The following is a 17,576-nucleotide window of genomic DNA, read 5'->3' as shown; positions in this document are numbered from 1 at the left end:
GCATCAAGAGGATGCACCGCACCGTGCTGCACCGCGTTGCGCCGTGACTTGTCGTGCCTGGCCTGCCTCCCTGCCTCGCCTCCTCTTATCCGGCAACGATTACGGAGCGTGATTAGTTCCGTCCTGAGGGTAGCAGAGAGTTAGGGGTGGGGGAGTTGGCTGGGGAAGGGGCGTGCGAGGGGGGCTGCGTTAGAGGGGCGGGGGCGGGGGCGGGGCGGGGGCGAGGTCAGGCGAAGGGGAGCTGGGTGCCTTTTTCGTGGTCTGGGCGGGGGCCGAAGATGCGGCGGGCGGAGGGCTGGATGGGGACGTCGTGGATGCCGGCCTCGCGGCGGCGCATCAGGCCGTGCTCGTCGAACTCCCACAGCTCGTTGCCGTAGCTGCGCCACCACTGGCCGTCGGTGTCGTGGCTCTCGTACTGGAAGCGGACCGCGATGCGGTTGCCGTGGAACGACCAGAGTTCCTTGCGTAGCGAGTAGTCCAGCTCGCGGGCCCACTTCTGGCGGAGGAAGGCGATGATCTCGTCGCGGCCGTGGAGGAAGGTGTCGCGGTTCCGCCAGATCGAGTCCTCGGTGTAGGCGAGGGCCACCCGCTCGGGGTCGCGGGTGTTCCAGGCGTCCTCGGCGGCCTGGACCTTCTGTAGGGCGCTCTGCTCGTCGAACGGGGGGAAGGGTGGGCGTGGTGATGTCATGGCGCACCTCTCTTGGGGGAGGGGGGAAGAGGGAGGGGGGTGGAGGAGAACGGGCGTTCTCTGGGTGAGTGTCGGTTAGTGTAGAGAACGATCGTTCTCTTCGCTACGGGACTCCCCGTACCGGAGTCTCCGCTACCGGATTTCTCGATCGGCCCCTAGCCGCCACGACCAGCCTGGACACCCATGCAGCCCATGCAGCCCATGCAACGGAAAGAAGCCCGTACGACTCACGGCGAAGCCCGTGCGGATCGGAAAGGCGTCCGTGCGGATCGGGAAGGTGGCCGTGCGGCTCGCGAGGGTGGCCGTACGGCTCAGGATGAAGCTCGGGAGCGGATACTCGATGCCGCGGAGGAGCTGTTCTACGGGCGCGGTGTCCAGGCCGTCGGAATGGATGAGCTGCGGGCCGCCGCGGGGGTTTCGCTCAAGCGGCTCTACCAGTGTTTTCCGGCCAAGCAGGATCTCGTCGAGGCGTATCTGCGGCGGCGGGATGTGCGGTGGCGGGCGGCGCTCGCGGAGTACGTGGACGCGCACGGTGAAGGGCCGGAGGGGCGGGTGCTGGCGGTCTTCGACCGGCTGGCGGAGTGGTTCGCGGAGCCGGGCTTCCGGGGGTGTGCCTTCCTCAACTCGTTCGGGGAGTTGGGGGCCACGTCGGAGGAGGTCGCGCGGGCCGCGCGGGAGCACAAGCAGGCGCTGGTGAGCTATCTCGGCGGTCTCGTGAGTGACCTGTCGAGTGATCCGTCGAGTGGGCTTCGGAGCGACCTGCCGGGTGGGCTTCCGGTGCAGCAACGCTCGCTGCTCGCCAATCAGTTGGCGCTGCTCGTCGACGGGGCGATCAGCGCGGCCGCCGTCGTGGGGGAGGCGGGGGCGGCACGACAGGCGCGGGCCGCCGCCGAAATTCTGCTGGCGGCGGCCCGATCGGATGGTTTGGTCGGATAGCCGGTTCGGATAGCCCGTTCGGAAAGCCCGTTCGGACAGCGGGGAGGCGGCTGCCCCGTAACGACGGCCGACGGTCCCGCAGTGACTGCCCCGTAGTGACTGCACCGTTAGTGCCGACCCCGCAGGCCGGCTCCCGAACGGGCGCTGAGCCGGCCCCCGCCCCAGCCTCGCTCCTAGCTCAACGCCCGTCCCAGCCCGGCCAGCGCCGATGCCAGCTCCCCCGCAGGCCGGCCCCCGACCAGGCGCCGAGCCGGCCCCGCCCCTAACCCAACGCCCGTCCCAGCCCCGCCAGCGCCGATGCCAGCTCCTCCTCGGTGATGGTCAACGGCGGGGCGAGGCGGATGGTGGAGCCGTGGGTGTCCTTGACCAGGATGCCTTCGGCCAGGAGGCGTTCGCTGATCTCGCGGCCGGTGCCGAGGGCCGGGTCGATGTCGACGCCGGCCCACAGGCCGCGGGCGCGGAAGCCGGTGACGCCCTTGCCGGTGAGGGCGGCCAGGCCGGTGCGCAGTTGTGCGCCGAGTTCGGCGGCGCGGCGCTGGAACTCGCCGGTGGCGAGCAGTTCGATGACGGCAGAGCCGACCGCGGCGGCGAGCGGGTTGCCGCCGAAGGTTGAGCCGTGCTGGCCGGGGCCGAGGACGCCGAGGACCTCGCGGCGGGCGACGACGGCGGAGACCGGGACGATGCCGCCGCCGAGTGCCTTGCCGAGCAGGAGGACGTCGGGGAGGACGGATTCGTGGTCGACGGCGAGGGTGGTGCCGGTGCGGCCGAGGCCGGACTGGATCTCGTCGGCGATGAAGAGGCAGCCGGTCCGCCGGGTCAGTTCGCGTACTCCGGTCAGATAGCCCTCGTCGGGGATGATGACGCCGGCCTCGCCCTGGATGGGCTCGATGAGGACGGCGGCCGTGGTGTCGTCGACGGCGGATTCGAGGGCGGCGAGGTCGTTGTAGGGGACGGTGCGGAAGCCCGGGGCGTAGGGGCCGAAGCCGGTGCGGGCGGTGGCGTCGTCGGAGAAGCCGACGATGGTGGTGGTCCGGCCGTGGAAGTTGCCGTCGGCCACGACGATGGTCGCGCGGTCGGCCGGGACGCCCTTGACGTCGTAGGCCCATTTGCGGGCGACCTTGATGCCGCTCTCCACCGCCTCGGCGCCGGTGTTCATCGGCAGGACCATGTCCAGGCCGGTCAGTTCGGCGAGGGCCTCGGCGAAGCCGGCGAGCCGGTCGTTGTGGAAGGCGCGGGAGGTGAGGGTGAGCTGGTCGAGCTGGCGGTGTGCGGCTTCGATGAGGGCCGGGTGCCGGTGGCCGAAGTTGAGGGCGGAGTAGCCGGCGAGCATGTCGAGGTAGCGGCGGCCCTCGACGTCCTCGACCCAACAGCCCTCGGCGCGCGCCACCACTACGGGCAGCGGGTGGTAGTTGTGGGCCAGGACCGGGCCCTCGGCGCGGATCAGCTCGGCGGACGAACGGGGCGCACGGGCCGGGGCCGTGGGGGTCGGGACGGTGCGGACGGGTGCGGTCATGAGCGGATCTCCTGGGTGCAGCACTTGATGCCGCCGCCGGCCTTGTGGAACTCGGAGAGGTCGACGGGGACGGGGACGTAGCCGCGGGCGGCGAGCTGGTCGATCAGGGCGGTGGCCGGCGGTGCGACGAAGACGTGCCGGCCGTCGGAGACGGAGTTGAGGCCGAACGTCATGGCGTCGTCCCGGGTGGCGAGCACGGCGCCGGGGAACAGTCGGCGCAGTACCTCGCGGCTGCCGGAGGAGAAGGCGCCGGGGTAGTAGGCGATCTCCGCGTCGCCCGTGGCGGGGTCCTCGGAGAGGACGAAGAGCGCGGTGTCGAGGTGGTAGAAGTACGGGTCGACCAGCTGCAGGCCGATGGTCGGGACGCCGAAGAACTCCTGCACCTCGTCGTGGGCGGCGCGGGCGGTGCGGAAGCCGGTGCCGGCGAGGACGTAGCGGCCGGCCGGGACGAGGTCGCCCTCGCCCTCACAGAGGGCCACGGGCCGGTAGACGTCGTAGCCGGCGGCCTTGAACCAGGTCTCGTACTCGGTGGCCTCGGGGCGGCGCTGCGGGGCGTGGAACTGCGAGCCGAAGACCCGGCCGTTCACGACGAGCGCGGAGTTCGCGGCGAAGACCATGTCGGGCAGGCCGGGTACCGGCGGCACGGTCTCGACGGTGTGGCCGTGCGCGCGGTAGGCGTCGACCAGCGCCGCCCACTGGCGGGCGGCGAGGGCGGTGTCGACCTGTGCGCCCTCGTGCATCCAGGGGTTGATGGCGTAGCGCACGTCGAAGTGGCGGGGCTCGCACATCAGGTAGCGGCGGGGGCGCGCCGTGCGGGCCGCGGCCGGCGGGATCGGGGTGCTGGCGCTGCTGGTGGCAGTACTCGTCGGCACAGAAGTATCCCTTCCTCTCCGGTGAGGCAGGTGGGTGGGCGGGATCGGTGAGGTGTGACAGAGGGTCACTGATCACCCACCCGGGGATTACCACGGTAAGGAGAGGTCGATTCCGGCCACAAGCGACGAATGCTGCGTGTGCGAGCAGGAATCCTGCGTGGTTTCGCTCAGGCGCGCTCGTTTGCTGCTTGGGCTCCGGCCTCCGGGGCGTCCGGGAGGAGGTGGGAGAGGACCATGTAGCTGATCGTCTTCCGGATGAACGGTTCGGTGCGGATCCGTTCCAGGACCTCCTCGAAGTGCTCGACGTCCGTGGCGCGCACGTGCAGCAGGGCGTCGGCGCCGCCGGTGACGGTCATGGCCGCGGCGATCTCCGGGTGGTTGCGGACGACCTCGGCCAGTCGGCGGGGCGGCGCGGCGCTGTCGCAGTAGACCTCGACGTACGCCTCGGTGAGCCAGCCCAGGGCAGCGGGGCGGACGGTGGCGGAGAAGCCGGTGATCACGTTGTGTTCGCGCAGCCGGTCCACCCGGCGTTTGACCGCGGTGGAGGACAGCCCGATGGCCGTCCCGATCTCCGCGAAGCTCGCCCGGCCGTTGTCGAGCAGCGCCGCGATGATCTTCCGGTCGAGGTCGTCGAAGGGCACGGCCTTGTGGGTCACTGCTGGACCTCCCTGTCCGTCCGGGGCCTGTGTGAGCACGTGCGCTGAGCTCGTGAGCACGCAGCACGTGAGCACGTGAGTGGGTGATCGCCGGACGCCGTGCGCGCGGGGGTGCCGGGCGGCCCGGCGCGCGTGCTCGCCGGGCGGTACGCACGGTGTGCGTGATCGCCTCACGGTAGCGGTCCGCGGGCGGCGGGCGGTGGCGCAGCCCCGGGCCCGTCGCGCAAACCGGCAGTTCAGGAATCTGTGCAGGTCAGGTGGGGCGGCGTAACCTCGCGGCAACACCGGTCGCCTAGCGTCGCGGGCGGCGGGAGGAGGGCTGCGGATGGCGGCGGAACAGGGCCGGCGGGCGGATCAGGCGCGCCGGGTGGCGCATGTGCTGCGGGGCCAGGTGCTGCGCGGGGCGTTCCCGGGCGGGGTGCTGCCGGACGAGCGGGCGCTGGTGGCCGAGTTCGGTACGTCCCGGAACACCGTGCGGGAGGCGCTGGGGCTGCTGCGGGACGAGGGTCTGGTGGAGCGGCGCCGGGGGGTCGGCACCGTGGTGGCCGGGCGGACGTACCAGCATCCTCTGGGGGAGCTGTCCGGGCTGGCGGAGGTGCTGCAGCGGCACGGTGCGGTCGTCAACGAGGTGCGGGAGGCGGGCAGTGTGCGGCCGCCGTTGGCGGTGGCGCGGCGGCTGGGGCTGGCGGAGGGGGCGGCGGCGGTCTATCTGGAGCGGTTGCGGCGGGTGGACGGGGCGCCGTTGTCGCTGGACTGCACGTATCTGATTCCGGAGGTCGGGGAGCCGCTGCTGGCGCGGGGGCGGGCGACGCTGGAGCGGCACGACGTCTTCGATCTGATCGAGCGGGTGGCGGGGGCGCCGCTGGGCCGGGCGGAGGTGTCGGTGCGGGCGGTGGTCGCGGATCCGGCGACGTGCGAGGTGCTGGCGATGCCGGAGGGCGGGGCGGTGCTCGCGGTGGAGCGGCTGACCCGGCTGGCCGACGGGCGGCCGGCCGACCTGGAGTTCATCCATCTGCGGGGGGACCGGCTGACGCTGCAGGCCACGCTGGACCGGGCGCGGGACGTCAACTCCGTTGTGGAGTGAGCGGGTGGCGGCCGCGCCGGGGCGGCGCGGGGCGCTGACCGCCGCGATGTGCCTGTGCGTCAGCCTGGTCGTGGGCATGGTGTCCGCGGTCAATCTGGCGCTGCCGGACCTGTCGGCGAGTGCGCTGCACCCGTCGGCGCAGGCGGTGGTCCGGGTCGTGGACGGCCATGTCGTGGTCTTCGCCGGTCTGCTGGTGCCTGCGGGCGCGCTCGCCGACCGGTGGGGGCGCAAGGGGACGCTGCTGTGCGGGCCGGTGGCCCCGGCCGCGGGCACCGCGCGGGGGAGTCCCGCGCCCGGGCCGGTCCTATGACTCGTACACCGGCTCCACCCGTTGGATCTTTGCGCGTTCGACGACCTGGGGGCCGAGTTCCGCGGCGCGGGTGACCAGGGCGTGGGCGTCCCAGTCGGTGGGCCGGCCGTGCCACAGGCGGAGGCGGCCGGCCACGACGACGGCGGCGATCTGGTCGCGGTTCGCGAGCCGGACGAGTTCCCAGCGCAGGTCGTAGGAGGGGGTGAGTTCGGGGACGTCGAGGTTCACGACGAGGTAGTCGGCGGCCTTGCCGGTGGCGATCTCGCCGGTGACCTTGCCGAGGCCGACGGCGTCGGCGCTGTGGGTGGTGGCGTGGTCCAGCCACATCCGGCCGGCGCCGCAGACCGAGTCGCCCGAGCCCAGGCCGTACGCGAGCCGCTGGGCGGTCTCGCCGGCGTCCACCAGGCGGAAGCCGTCGCCGCGGGTGCCGTCGGTGCCCATGCCGAAGCGGACGCCCAGGGCGGCCAGCATGGTGGCGTGGGTGACGCCGTTGCCCTTCCAGGCGCTGGCCACCGGGTTGTAGCTGATCGCCGCGCCGGAGTCGGCCAGCAGCCGCATCTCGGTGGGGGTGAGGAGGGTGGCGTGGGCGCCGAGGGTGTGCGGGCCCAGCGCGCCGATGTGGTGGAGGTGTTCGACCGGGCGCCGGCCGACGCTCTTCAACGAGCGTTCCACGGAGGCGAGGTGCTCGTTGACGTGGATCTGGAGGACCGCGCCGGCCTCGGCGCACAGCGCGGCGGTCTTCTTGAGGGTCTCGGCGGTGGCGTCCTCGGGTACGGCGATGGCCAGGGAGGGGTGGACGAGGGGGTGGCCGTCCCACCGTTCGAGGTGGGCGGGGCCGCCGGTGCCGTCGGAGACGATCTTGCCCAGTACGCAGCGGATGCCGGCTTCCTCGGTGCCCCGGGCGATCGCCCGGACGTCGACGGGGGCGCGGGTGCCGGCGTCGGCGACGGTGGTGAAGCCGCCGCGCAGCGCCTCCAGGGCGGCGAGTTTGGCGGAGACGTAGGCGCTCTCCTCGTCGAGGGCGTGTTCCAGCGGCTCCCAGACGGTTTTGAAGATCTCCGAGGGCTGGCCGAAGGACTGGGCCTTGCCGAAGCTCTGGGTCAGGTGGTGGTGCGCGTCCACGAAGCCGGGCATCAGCAAGTGGCCGTCCAGGCGGACGGGTTGGAGGTCGGGGTGGGCTTTGATGAGTTGTTCGGCCGGTCCGACGGCGCGGAAGGTGCCGCCGGAGACGAGGACCGCCCGGCCGCGCACCGGGCCCTCGGGCAGGAGCAGCAGCTCGGGGACGAGCAGTTGCCGGTGGCCGTGGAAGTCCTCGGGGCGCGGCCCGTGGTGGGGTGCGGCGGCCGCGGCCGGGCTCGCACCGCCGAGGCCCGATGTGCCGATGATGCCGCCCATGCCGGCCAGGAATCCCCGCCGGCCGAATCCGCTGTGCTGTTCGTTCGCCAAGCCGCTCGCCTGCTTCCCGTACTGCGGTACGTGGTGCGTACCGTCCGTCGATCCGTCCCCGGGGTGGCCCGACCCTAGGACCGCACCAGAAGCGGAACAAGGGTTCCGGCATGCGGGATTTGCGAGGTGGGGTGGGGGGTGGCGCTGGGCCCGGCGGGGCCGGTGGCGCGCCTGGTCAGGGCAGGGGTGCCGGGCGCCGAGGGTGGCGTAACCTCGCCGAAACATGGGGCGGGCGGGGATCCGTAGCGGCGCACGGGCCCTCACCGTCCCTGCCGGGCCCCGCGTGGGATCCTGATGCGTCATGGATCTGCCGGGCGGACGGTGGACGGACGCGCGGCGATGACGAGGATGCCCCGATGAGACTCTGCTTCCTGGTGGAGGAGCAGTACCGCTACGACGGCATGCCCAGGGACGTGATCCGCCAACTCGGCGCCTGGGGCCACCAGGTGGACGTCCTGTGGCCGGGCCGTTCGCTGATCCCGATATCCGAGTCGGTCCGCGCGGGCAGCCATGACGCCTGGGTCCTCAAGACCGTCTCGGGCGGGCCGGGGCTGACCCTGCTGGAGGCCGCCGCCGCGGTCGGGCTGACCACGGTCAACGACGCCCGGGCGATCCGCGGCGTCCGGGACAAGGCACTGGCCGCGGTGATCGCCCGCACCCACGGCCTGCCGGTGCCGGTGACGTACGCGGCGGCCCGGGCCGAGGAGTTCGCCCAGCTGCCCGAGAGCGCGTTCCCGCTCGTGGTGAAGCCCGCGGACGGCAGCTCGGGCCGCGCGGTGCGGCTGGTCGAGAGCCCCGGCCGGCTGACCGGGCCGGGTGCGCCGGAGAACCCGGGCGGGCTGCTGATCGCCCAGCCGTACGTCCCCAACTCCGGTACCGATCTGAAGGTCTACTGCGTCGCCGGTGAGCTGTACGCCACCGAGCGGTGCTCGCCGCTGCACCCCGGGGCCGAGGTACCGGAACGTCAGGTGCCGCTCACCGCCGAGGTCGCCGGGATCGCGGCGGAGATCGGGGCGGTCTTCGGGCTCGACCTCTACGGCGTGGACGTGCTGCTCGGCCCGGACGGGCCGGTGGTCGTCGACATCAACGACTTCCCGAGCTTCCGTCAGGTCCCGGACGCGGTGGCCCGGGTCTCGGCGGCGGTGCTGCGGCTCGCCGCCGGGGGCGGCGGGAACGGCGGGAACGGCAGGAACGGCGGGAACGGCACCGGCCGCGACCGGCGGATGCCGGCCGCCGCGGCGCCACCCGCCGCGGCGCCACCGGCCGCGGCGCCGCCCGCCGCGCCACCGGCCGCGGCGCCGCCCGCCGCGGCGCCGCCCGCACCCGAGACCGTCCCGCTGGCGGCGATCGGCGGCGACCGGTGAGGATCGGCCTGATCACGGCGGACCCGGCGCACCCGCTGCTGGCCGCGGCCACCCGTCTGCTGACCGGGGACGGCCACCGGGTCGCCCCCCTGCACCCGGACGGTGCGGCGCCCGGCCCGGACCGCGGTGCGCTCGCCGACGTGTACCTCCTCAAGGCACGGACCCCGCGGGCGCTGGCGCTGGCCGCCCGCCTGGAGTCGTACGGCGTCCCGGTCGTCAACTCGGCTGCGGCCACGGCGCGTTGTCAGGATCGGGTGGTGATGGCGGAGCTGGCGCGGACGGCGGGGCTGCCGTTCGCCGCGACCCGGCCGGTGGACACGGTCGGGGAACTGGCGGCGGCCGGGGAGCCGGCCGGGCCGCTGGTGGTCAAGAGCCGGTACAGCCGGCGCGGCGACCTGGTGGCCCGCGCCGACACCGCCGCACAGCTGCGGGAGCTGGCGGCCGCCTGGCCCGAAGAGCCGGTGGTCGTCCAGGACTTCACCGCGAACAGCGGCTGGGACCACAAGCTGTGGGTGGTCGACGGGCGGCTCTTCGCCGGGCTGCGCCGCTCGGAGCTGGCACCGGACGGGCGCGGGCCGACCCGGCCGCTGCCGCCCGGCGAACTGCCCGCCGGCTGGGCGGAGCTCGCGCTGCGCACCGGCGGGGTCTTCGGCCTGGACGTCTACGGCGTGGACGTGCTGCTCGGCCCGGACGGGCCGGTGGTCGTCGACGTCAACGCCTTCCCCGGCATACGGGGCCAGGCGGGCGCCCCGGAAGCCCTGGCGGAGCTCGCCCTGCGCACCGCCCGCACCGCCCTTACCACCCGTACCGTCTGTGCCGCCCCTACGGCCGGGGAAACGAAAGGGCGGCGTCGGAAGAGCGCCTGAAGTGGTCACCGATGTGGAGGCGAACGAGCAGAAAGCGGCGGACGCGGAAGCTCGAACTCCGCAACGTCTGAAGCGCCGGGCCTCGGGGTAGCGCTGGCCCCGTCAGGGGGCGTGGTCCGCCGCGCCCTCCTTCCGCACGTATGGGGAGAGGCCAGCCACGGTGACCCAGCCATTCGAATTGCCCCGCTTCTACACGCCCTACCCGGCGCGGCTGAACCCGCACCTGGAGGCGGCGCGCACACACTGCCGCCGATGGGCCCGCGCCATGGGGATGCTGGAGGGCTCGGGCATCTGGGAGCAGTCGGACCTCGACGCCCACGACTACGCCCTGCTGTGCGCGTACACCCACCCGGACTGCGACGCGGACGCGCTGTCGCTGGTGACGGACTGGTACGTCTGGGTCTTCTTCTTCGACGACCACTTCCTGGAGGAGTTCAAGCGCACCCTGGACCGGGAGGGCGGCAAGCAGTACCTCGACCGGCTGCCCGCCTTCATGCCGATGGACGACCACACGCCCGTACCGGAGCCGACCAACCCGGTCGAGGCGGGCCTCGCCGACCTGTGGGCCCGCACCGTGCCGCACATGTCGATGGACTGGCGCCGGCGGTTCGCCGAGAGCACCGAGCACCTGCTGAACGAGTCCCTCTGGGAACTGTCCAACATCAACATCAACCGGGTGCCCAACCCCGTCGAGTACATCGAGATGCGCCGCAAGGTCGGCGGCGCACCCTGGTCCGCGGGCCTGGTCGAGTACGCGGCCGGCGCCGAGGTCCCGGCCGCGGTCGCCGGCTCCCGGCCGCTGCGGGTGCTGCGCGACACCTTCTCCGACGGCGTCCACCTGCGCAACGACCTCTTCTCCTACCAGCGGGAGACCGAGGAGGAGGGCGAGCTGAGCAACGGCGTCCTGGTGCTGGAGACCTTCCTGGACTGCACCACCCAGGAGGCCGCGGACGCGGTCAACGACCTGATCACCTCCCGGCTCCAGCAGTTCGAGAACACCGTGGTCACCGAACTCCCCGCGCTGTTCCTGGAGACCGGCCTGGACGCGCGGTCCTGCGCGGACGTGCTGGCGTACGCCAAGGGGCTGCAGGACTGGCAGTCCGGCGGCCACGAGTGGCACATGCGCTCCAGCCGCTACATGAACGGCGGCGGGGCGGCGGCCGGATCCGCCCGGCCCTGGTCGCCGTTGTCCCTCACCGGCCCAGGCACCTCGGCGGCGGACCTGAGGGCCGCGCCGGCCACCGCCGGCGCCCACCGCTTCCGCAGCCACACCCACGTCCCCCACCAGAAGGTCGGCCCGGCGCGGATCCCCGAGATCACCATGCCGTTCCCGCTCACCCTGAGCCCCCACCTGGACGGCGCCCGCCGCCGGACCCTCGACTGGGCGCACCGGATGGGCATGCTGCGGCCGCAGCCCGGGGTGCCGCTCTCCGACGTCTGGGACGAGCCGGCGATGGTCCGCCACGACCTGGCGCTGTGCGCGGCCGGCATCCATCCGGACGCCACCCCGGACGAACTGGACCTCGACTCCCAGTGGCTGGCCTGGGGCACCTACGCCGACGACTACTACCCGCAGGTCTTCGGCCGGACCCGGGACCTCGCCTCGGCCAAGGCCTGCACCGCACGGCTGTCGGCGTTCATGCCGCTCGACGCCACCGCGCCCGTCCCGGAGCCGGTCAACGCCCTCGAACGCGGCCTCGCGGACCTGTGGCCCCGCACGGTGGTGTCGCTGACGCCGGAGGCGCGCCGCGACTTCCGGCAGGCCGTCGACGTCATGACGGCAAGCTGGCTGTGGGAGATCGACAACCAGATCCAGCACCGCATCCCCGACCCGGTCGACTACATCGAGATGCGGCGGGCGACGTTCGGGTCCGACCTCACCATGTCCCTGTGCCGGATCGGCCACGGCCGGCGGGTGCCGCCCGAGGTGTACCGCACCGGCACCCTGCGTGCGCTGGAGAACTCCGCCGCCGACTTCGCCTGCCTGGTGAACGACGTCTTCTCGTACCAGAAGGAGATCGAGTACGAGGGCGAGGTGCACAACGGGATCCTCGTCGTCCAGACCTTCTTCCAGTGCGACTACCCGAGCGCGCTGGCCATCATCAATGACCTCATGACCTCGCGCATCGAGGAGTTCCGTCACCTCGCCGCCAAGGAACTCCCGGTCGTCCAGGACGACTTCCATCTGTCCGCGGAGGCCCGTGCGGTGCTCGACGGCTACGTCCGCGAGCTGGAGAACTGGATGGCCGGCATCCTCCACTGGCACCGCAACTGCCGCCGTTACGTCGCGTCCGAACTCCGGCACCCGATGGGCGCGCCCGGCTGGCAGGGCGTCCCGGGCGGCCTCGGCACCTCGGCGTTCCGGCCCGCCCGGCGGCCGGTGCGAAGCGGCGGATAGCCGTGCGCGCGGCGGGCCCGTGGACCGCGGACCACGGGCCCGCACCGTGCCCCCGTGCCCCTCCTGTGCGCACTACCGCGTCATGTGCCACGGACCTATGGTTCATGGCCCCGTGGGACGCGGGGCGAGGTGAGGGGGCGCGGGATGACGTCAGGCGGGTCGGCGGCGGGAAGCGCGGCGGGCGGATCGGCGGCACGGCGGGCCCAGGAGGCCCGGCGCCAGGAGCGGCTGTTACGGGAACAGTGGCGGGCCGCCCGTCGGCGGGCGGAACGCTGGGAGGCGGCGGGCGAGGGGGAGCGGCGGATCGCCGCCCAGCTGCTGATGCTGACCGAGCGGGGCTGGCGGCTGCTGGTGGACCGGCGCTGGCCGGGCACCCGGGCGGCCAACGTGGACATGCTGCTGATCGGGCCCGGCGGGGTCTTCGTCATCGACGTCAAGAACTGGCGGGCCGCCCCGGAACCGTCCGGCGGGCGGCTGCGGGCCGGTGGGTTCTCCCGCGACGAGCACCGGCGCAAACTCCTCGCGGTCACCAAGGCCGCCGAGGGCGCGGTGGCCGCGCTGGGCATGTCACCGGTGGCGGTCCGCCCGCTGATGGCCTTCGCCGGCCACCGCGTCGACACCGAACTGGGCCGGCTGCGGCTGCTGGGCGAGCACGAGATCGGCCCGGCGCTGCTCTCGGAGCGCACCCGGCTGTCCGCCGGCTCGGTACGGGCGCTCGCCGAGCACCTGGGCCGGGTCTTCCCCGAGTACGAGGACCCGGCGGCGGCCGACCGGACCGACGCCCGGGCCGCGCAGACCCGGCCCCCCGCCACGCCGACCGTACCGTCGGCGCCCTCCCTGGAGGACGACGGCCTCTTCGACCTCGACGGGCTGCGCCGGGCCGCCCTGGACGAGGCCCGGCGGGCCCCCATCGAGCGGTGGATGACCTTCCTCGACCCCGACCAGCTCGCGCTGGTCCGGCGCAACTGGGCCGGCCCGGCCCGGATCAGCGGCCCGGCCGGCACCGGCAAGACGGTCGTCGCGCTGCACCGGGCCGCCTACCTCGCCCAGCGCACGGGCGGCCGCGTCCTGTACGTCACGTTCGCCAACAACCTGCCGCGGGTGCAGGCGACGTTCCTGGCCACCATGGCCCCCGCGGTGGCCGACCGGATCGAATGCAGCAGCCTGCACCACTGGGCGCAGAAGTACCTCCAGTCCCGCGACGTACCGGTGCGCCTGCACCGGGAGAAGGCGGAGACGGCCTTCAGCCTCGCCTGGAAGCACCTCGGCCGGGACAGCTGCCTGGCCGAGATCGATCCGCTGCCCCGTTACTGGAAGGAGGAGATCGACCACGTCATCAAGGGCCGCGGGATCACCTCCTTCGACGAGTACGCCGTGCTGCCCCGCCGGCGCCGCCGCACCAGCCTGCGCCATCCGCACCGGCAGGCCGTCTGGGCGCTCTACGAGGCGTACGAGGCACAGCGCACGGAACGCGCGGTGCACGACTTCAACGACGTGCTCTCCCTCGCGCTCGCCGAGACGGCCGGCCGCAGCGGCCACCCGTACGCGGCCGTGGTCGTGGACGAGGTCCAGGACCTCACCCTGGTCGGGGTGCGGCTGCTGCACTCCCTGGTGGGGGACAGCCCCAACGGGCTGCTGCTGGTGGGCGACGGGCAGCAGGCCGTCCATCCGGGCGGGTTCCGGCTCTCGGACGCCGGTATCGACATCCGCGGCGACCGCGGACAGGTGCTGCGCGCCAACTACCGCAACGGCAAGGAGATCGTGGACACCGCGCTGTCCGTCGTCGCCGAGGACGCCTTCGAGGACATCGACGGCTCGCGGACCCCGGGCCGGCGGGACGTCGACCTCACGTACCACCACGGCCAGGTGGTCCGCGCGGTGCTGCCCTCGCCCGCGGCGCACGACGCGGCGCTGGTGGCCGTGCTGCGCGGCCTGAGCCCGCAGGAACTGGCGGACTCCGCGGTGCTGTGCCCCGCCACCCGCGCCATCGAACGCTACCGGCGGCTGCTGACCCGGGCGGGCGTACGGGTGTGCCTGCTGGAGAGTTACGACGGGCGGCCGGTCGCGGCGGTGAAACTGGGCAGCTACCGGCGGGCCAAGGGGCTGGAGTTCAAACGGGTCTATCTGCCCCGTTACGAGGCGAACCTGACGGCGGCGAAGGACGGCCGGGGCGACGCGGGGACCGCCGGTGAGCAGGGCGAACTGATGCGGAGCCAGCTCTTCGTGGCGATGACCCGGGCGCGGGACGTGCTGTGGCTGGGCAGCGTCCGGCCGAGCGGCACGGCGGGTGAATCTGCGGATCAGGAGGAATAGGACAAAACGACCTCGGGAACCTTGGGTCCATGCGACGCAAGACCGCTCTTCTCGGCGCCGTGGCCCTCACCGGAGCGCTCACCGCGGCGCTCGCCGTGTCCGTACCGCCCACGGCGCAGGCCACGACCGGCACCATCATCTTCCACATGCGGCCGGGCAACCGGCAGTACCAGATCGTCGACCCCGGCGACGACCACTGCTACGGCCTCGGGCCCGGGGGCGGCGAGGTGGTGAACGACACCCCGCTCGACCTGGTGCTGTGGTCCTCGCGCGACTGCACCGGCAACCCCATGGCCACCGTCCGGGCCGGCACGGAGGCGGTGTTCGCCCGCTACGGCAGCCTGCAGCTGGTCCCGTCGGACGACCCCGACGACGACCCGCCCAGATACGACGAGGATCCTCCGCGTGACCAGGACCCGCCACGCGATCAGGACCCGCCGCGTGACGAGGGCCCGCCGCGTGACCAGGATCCTCCGCGTGACCAGGACCCGCCGCGTGACCAGGACCCGCCGTCCGCCGATCACCCGCCGGCGGCCAAGCCCTCGTCACAGCACGCGTCACCGCACGCGGCGCGGCACCCGTCGGCCCACTCGTCAGCCCACCCGTCAACGCACTCGGCACCGCATTCGGCAGCCCACTCGGTACGGCACCCGTCGCCCCACACGGCACGGCACCCGGCACGGCACACGTCGTCACACTCGGCACGGCACGCCTAGCGGGGCCGACGACCGGATGGGCGGTGGGCCGGATGCCCGAGTTGCCGGACGTCGAGGGGTTCCGGCGGACGCTCGTCGCGTGCGCGCGGGGCCGGGTCATCCGGCGGATCGAGGTGTACGACGAGGGCGTGCTGCACGGGGTGAGCCCGCAGCGGCTGCGCGGCGAGCTGGAGGGCCGGCGGTTCACCGAACCGGAGCGGCACGGGAAATGGCTGCTCGCCCACACCGGCGGCCCCACCCTGATGCTGCACTTCGGGATGACCGGACGGCTGGTCTGCAGCTCCCCGGACGAACCGGTCCACCCCCACGACCGGGTGGTGTTCACGCTCGGCCGGGAGCGCCAGCTCCGCTACCGCGACCAGCGCAAACTCCAGGGCCTGTGGCTCATGGACCCGGCCGGTACCGAGCGGATCCTGAGCCGTCAGGGCCCGGACGCGGGGAAGGTGGGCCGGGCGGACTTCCGGGCCGCGCTCGCCGGGCGGCGCGGCAGCCTCAAGGCCGTCCTGATGGACCAGTCGGTCGTCGCCGGGCTGGGCAATCTGCTCGTCGACGAGATCCTCTGGCGCACCGGCTTTCCCCCCGGCCGCCCGGCCGGTGACCTCTCCGCCGACGACTGCGACCGGCTGCACACCGAGCTGCGCCGCACCCTGCGGGCGGCGGTCCGGGCGGGCTGCGTGCCGCCGCGCGACTCCTGGCTCACCGGCCGGCGCGACGACCCCGGCCCGGCCTGCCCGCGCTGCGGTACACCACTGCGCCGGACGCGGGTCGCCGGGCGGGGCACGGTGTGGTGCCCCCGCTGCCAGCCGTAGACCGACTCGGTGCCGGCGCCGCCGCCCGAGGTGATCCCCCGAGGAGAAGCCCGATGAAGTCTCCCGTCATCGCCCCGTGCCTGGGCGTCCCCGACACCCAGGCGGCCTGCGACTACTACGAGAAGCTCGGCTTCACCGCCCTGCCGGGCACCGACGACTCGGACGACGACCTGCGCATCCTGCTCTTCGACGGCGAGTTCGCGTTCATGGTCTACCGGGACCAGCACCTGCGTGGCTGGCTCCCGGTCCTCAAGGACACCCCCGTGGGCGCGTTCGGCATGTTCTACCTGTCCGTCGAGGACTTCGAGGGCTACGTCGAACGGATCCGCCCGCTGGTCAGCGTCACCAAGGACGTACTGACCCACCACGGCCAGAAGCTCTTCTACTTCACCGACCTCAACGGTTACGTGGTGGGCGTCACCCAGCGCCAGTCGTGGTGAGGCGGCGCTTCCGCCGCGACCGATGGAACGTCAACTGGGCCTGGCAGAGGGCGGGATGAGGGAACCCGCCGCCTTGACGGTGCGGAGGACCGGTGCGGTTTCCAGGGCGTGGATCGCGCGCTGACCGCCGAGGCGGTGGGTGAGGTAGTGGTGCAGGGCCGCGGGGTCGGGGCAGAGGGCGTGCGCGACCACGTTCGTCCGTCCGGTGGTGGCGGCGACGAAGGCGAGTTCCTCGTGCCGGGCCAGGGCGGTGGCGACCTGCTCCAGGCGGGCGGGGGCCACCGTCATCCACAGCAGCGCCTGTGTGGTGGCGCCGAACAGCGTGTCATCGCATTCGACGTCGAAGAACAGCGCAGCCGAGGCCCGCAGGGCGGCCAGCCGGCGGGCGACGGTGGCCGGTGACCAGCCGGTGGCCGCGGCCAGTTCGGCCTGGCCGGCCCGGCCGTCCCGCTGCAGCGTGGACAGCAGCGCCCGGTCGTCGTCGGTCGGCGTGGCGCCCGTGGCGGGGGAGGGGGTGGTGTTCTCCCTTGCCGGTGGCGTGAGTTGGCGGCGCTGTCGTGGATCGAGGACGTTCGCGCGAACGCGCCAGGCGGTGGGGCCGCCGAGATAGGTGTGCAGCAGGTAGTGCGCGGAGAGCGCGGTGATGCCGGCGGTGCGCGGAATGTCGTGCAGCAGGAGGGACCGGCCGTCGGCGCCGCCGGCCGGGGTGTGCACCACGGCGATGATCTCCGTGCCGCCGGAGGCGAGCTTCACCCACGAGGTGTCCGAGCGCCGGGCCAGCGCACGGGCGAGGTCCGGGGCGCTGTGCGGGGTCGCGGTGAGCCGCACCAGCCACTGGGCCCGGCCCGCGCGGTGCGGATCGGCCAGCCCGACGACCCGCAGGCCGGCCTCGGCGGACAGTCGCCGGTAGCGGCGGGCCACGGTCTGCGTGGAGACGCCGAGCACCTCGGCGATCCGGCTGAACGGCGCCCGGCCGTCGATGTGCAGGGCGTGGATCAGCCCGCGGTCGATCTCGTCGAGCGGCATGCCCGGGCCTCCTGGCCGAGAACGGATGACTGGCGGATGGACGAATTCTTCGCCAGGTGCGCCCTGGATGGAAAGAAGCTGCGAGCTGAACGCCCTGGCTGGAACGTCCACGGTACGCGCCCGCAGGCTCGGCCGTATG

Annotated in this window: 16 protein-coding genes; 10 read left to right on the top strand and 6 right to left on the bottom strand. The window is 73.3% G+C overall.

Features of this window, described 5'->3' with window-relative positions:
- Window positions 1–226: 226 nt before the first annotated feature.
- Window positions 227–688, bottom strand: coding sequence for a nuclear transport factor 2 family protein (locus AB0E02_RS09085; RefSeq protein WP_362137336.1), 462 nt, complete (start codon window positions 686–688; stop codon window positions 227–229).
- 333 nt (window positions 689–1,021) lie between these two features.
- Here AB0E02_RS09085 and AB0E02_RS09080 point away from each other — a divergent pair, with 333 nt between their 5' ends.
- The gene (locus AB0E02_RS09080) at window positions 1,022–1,624 is read left to right on the top strand and encodes a TetR/AcrR family transcriptional regulator (protein ID WP_362137391.1); all 603 of its coding nucleotides are present in this window, start codon (window positions 1,022–1,024) and stop codon (window positions 1,622–1,624) included.
- A 262-nt stretch (window positions 1,625–1,886) separates the two neighbouring features.
- On the opposite strand, the gene rocD is transcribed toward AB0E02_RS09080, so the two are convergent.
- From rocD to AB0E02_RS09065, 3 genes are all read right to left on the bottom strand, one after another.
- The gene (gene rocD, locus AB0E02_RS09075) at window positions 1,887–3,137 is read right to left on the bottom strand and encodes an ornithine--oxo-acid transaminase (protein WP_362137335.1); all 1,251 of its coding nucleotides are present in this window, start codon (window positions 3,135–3,137) and stop codon (window positions 1,887–1,889) included.
- Window positions 3,134–4,009, bottom strand: a complete 876-nt coding sequence (gene ddaH, locus AB0E02_RS09070; protein ID WP_362137333.1) for a dimethylargininase — start codon at window positions 4,007–4,009, stop codon at window positions 3,134–3,136. Before ddaH ends, rocD begins: the two co-directional genes overlap by 4 nt.
- A gap of 167 nt (window positions 4,010–4,176) precedes the next feature.
- Window positions 4,177–4,665 carry an Lrp/AsnC family transcriptional regulator gene (locus AB0E02_RS09065; protein ID WP_030813449.1) on the bottom strand — a complete coding sequence of 163 codons (489 nt, stop codon included), beginning with the start codon at window positions 4,663–4,665 and terminating at the stop codon, window positions 4,177–4,179.
- 325 nt (window positions 4,666–4,990) lie between these two features.
- Here AB0E02_RS09065 and AB0E02_RS09060 point away from each other — a divergent pair, with 325 nt between their 5' ends.
- Window positions 4,991–5,749: a GntR family transcriptional regulator gene (locus AB0E02_RS09060; protein WP_362137332.1), complete on the top strand. Its 759-nt coding sequence runs from the start codon at window positions 4,991–4,993 to the stop codon at window positions 5,747–5,749.
- Window positions 5,750–5,753: 4 nt separating this feature from the next.
- Entirely contained in the window at window positions 5,754–6,059 is a 306-nt protein-coding gene (locus tag AB0E02_RS09055) for a hypothetical protein (RefSeq protein ID WP_362137330.1), read from the top strand.
- Here AB0E02_RS09055 and AB0E02_RS09050 read toward each other — a convergent pair.
- Window positions 6,054–7,454, bottom strand: coding sequence for an amidohydrolase family protein (locus AB0E02_RS09050; protein WP_362137390.1), 1,401 nt, complete (start codon window positions 7,452–7,454; stop codon window positions 6,054–6,056). The two genes, AB0E02_RS09055 and AB0E02_RS09050, sit on opposite strands and share 6 nt — an antisense overlap.
- A gap of 407 nt (window positions 7,455–7,861) precedes the next feature.
- Between AB0E02_RS09050 and AB0E02_RS09045 the strand changes: the two genes are divergently transcribed.
- The 7 genes from AB0E02_RS09045 (at window position 7,862) to AB0E02_RS09015 (ending at window position 16,411) form a co-directional block, all read left to right on the top strand.
- The gene (locus AB0E02_RS09045; RefSeq protein ID WP_362137329.1) at window positions 7,862–8,869 is read left to right on the top strand and encodes an ATP-grasp domain-containing protein; all 1,008 of its coding nucleotides are present in this window, start codon (window positions 7,862–7,864) and stop codon (window positions 8,867–8,869) included.
- Window positions 8,866–9,735, top strand: coding sequence for an alpha-L-glutamate ligase (locus tag AB0E02_RS09040; RefSeq protein WP_362137328.1), 870 nt, complete (start codon window positions 8,866–8,868; stop codon window positions 9,733–9,735). Before AB0E02_RS09045 ends, AB0E02_RS09040 begins: the two co-directional genes overlap by 4 nt.
- Window positions 9,736–9,895: 160 nt before the next feature.
- Complete coding sequence (locus AB0E02_RS09035) at window positions 9,896–12,133, top strand: family 2 encapsulin nanocompartment cargo protein terpene cyclase (RefSeq protein ID WP_362137327.1); 2,238 nt, start codon at window positions 9,896–9,898, stop codon at window positions 12,131–12,133.
- A 144-nt stretch (window positions 12,134–12,277) separates the two neighbouring features.
- On the top strand, window positions 12,278–14,446 hold the full coding sequence (locus AB0E02_RS09030; RefSeq protein WP_362137326.1) for a UvrD-helicase domain-containing protein: 2,169 nt from the start codon (window positions 12,278–12,280) through the stop codon (window positions 14,444–14,446).
- A gap of 29 nt (window positions 14,447–14,475) precedes the next feature.
- Window positions 14,476–15,162: a chitin-binding protein gene (locus AB0E02_RS09025; RefSeq protein WP_362137325.1), complete on the top strand. Its 687-nt coding sequence runs from the start codon at window positions 14,476–14,478 to the stop codon at window positions 15,160–15,162.
- 32 nt (window positions 15,163–15,194) lie between these two features.
- Window positions 15,195–15,971: a DNA-formamidopyrimidine glycosylase family protein gene (locus AB0E02_RS09020; RefSeq protein WP_362137324.1), complete on the top strand. Its 777-nt coding sequence runs from the start codon at window positions 15,195–15,197 to the stop codon at window positions 15,969–15,971.
- Window positions 15,972–16,024: 53 nt separating this feature from the next.
- Window positions 16,025–16,411, top strand: coding sequence for a VOC family protein (locus tag AB0E02_RS09015; protein ID WP_362137323.1), 387 nt, complete (start codon window positions 16,025–16,027; stop codon window positions 16,409–16,411).
- A gap of 30 nt (window positions 16,412–16,441) precedes the next feature.
- Here the strand turns inward: AB0E02_RS09015 and AB0E02_RS09010 are convergent, their stop codons facing one another.
- Window positions 16,442–17,437 (bottom strand): Lrp/AsnC family transcriptional regulator, encoded by a 996-nt coding sequence (locus AB0E02_RS09010; RefSeq protein ID WP_362137322.1) that lies wholly within the window; start codon window positions 17,435–17,437, stop codon window positions 16,442–16,444.
- Window positions 17,438–17,576: the final 139 nt, after the last annotated feature.

Origin of the sequence: Streptomyces sp. NPDC048196, from assembly GCF_040652715.1 — a bacterium.
GTDB classification, from domain to species: Bacteria; Actinomycetota; Actinomycetes; order Streptomycetales; family Streptomycetaceae; genus Streptomyces; species Streptomyces siderophoricus.
Note: the sequence above shows the minus strand (reverse complement) of the source record. Positions and strands in the feature narration are given on the sequence as shown.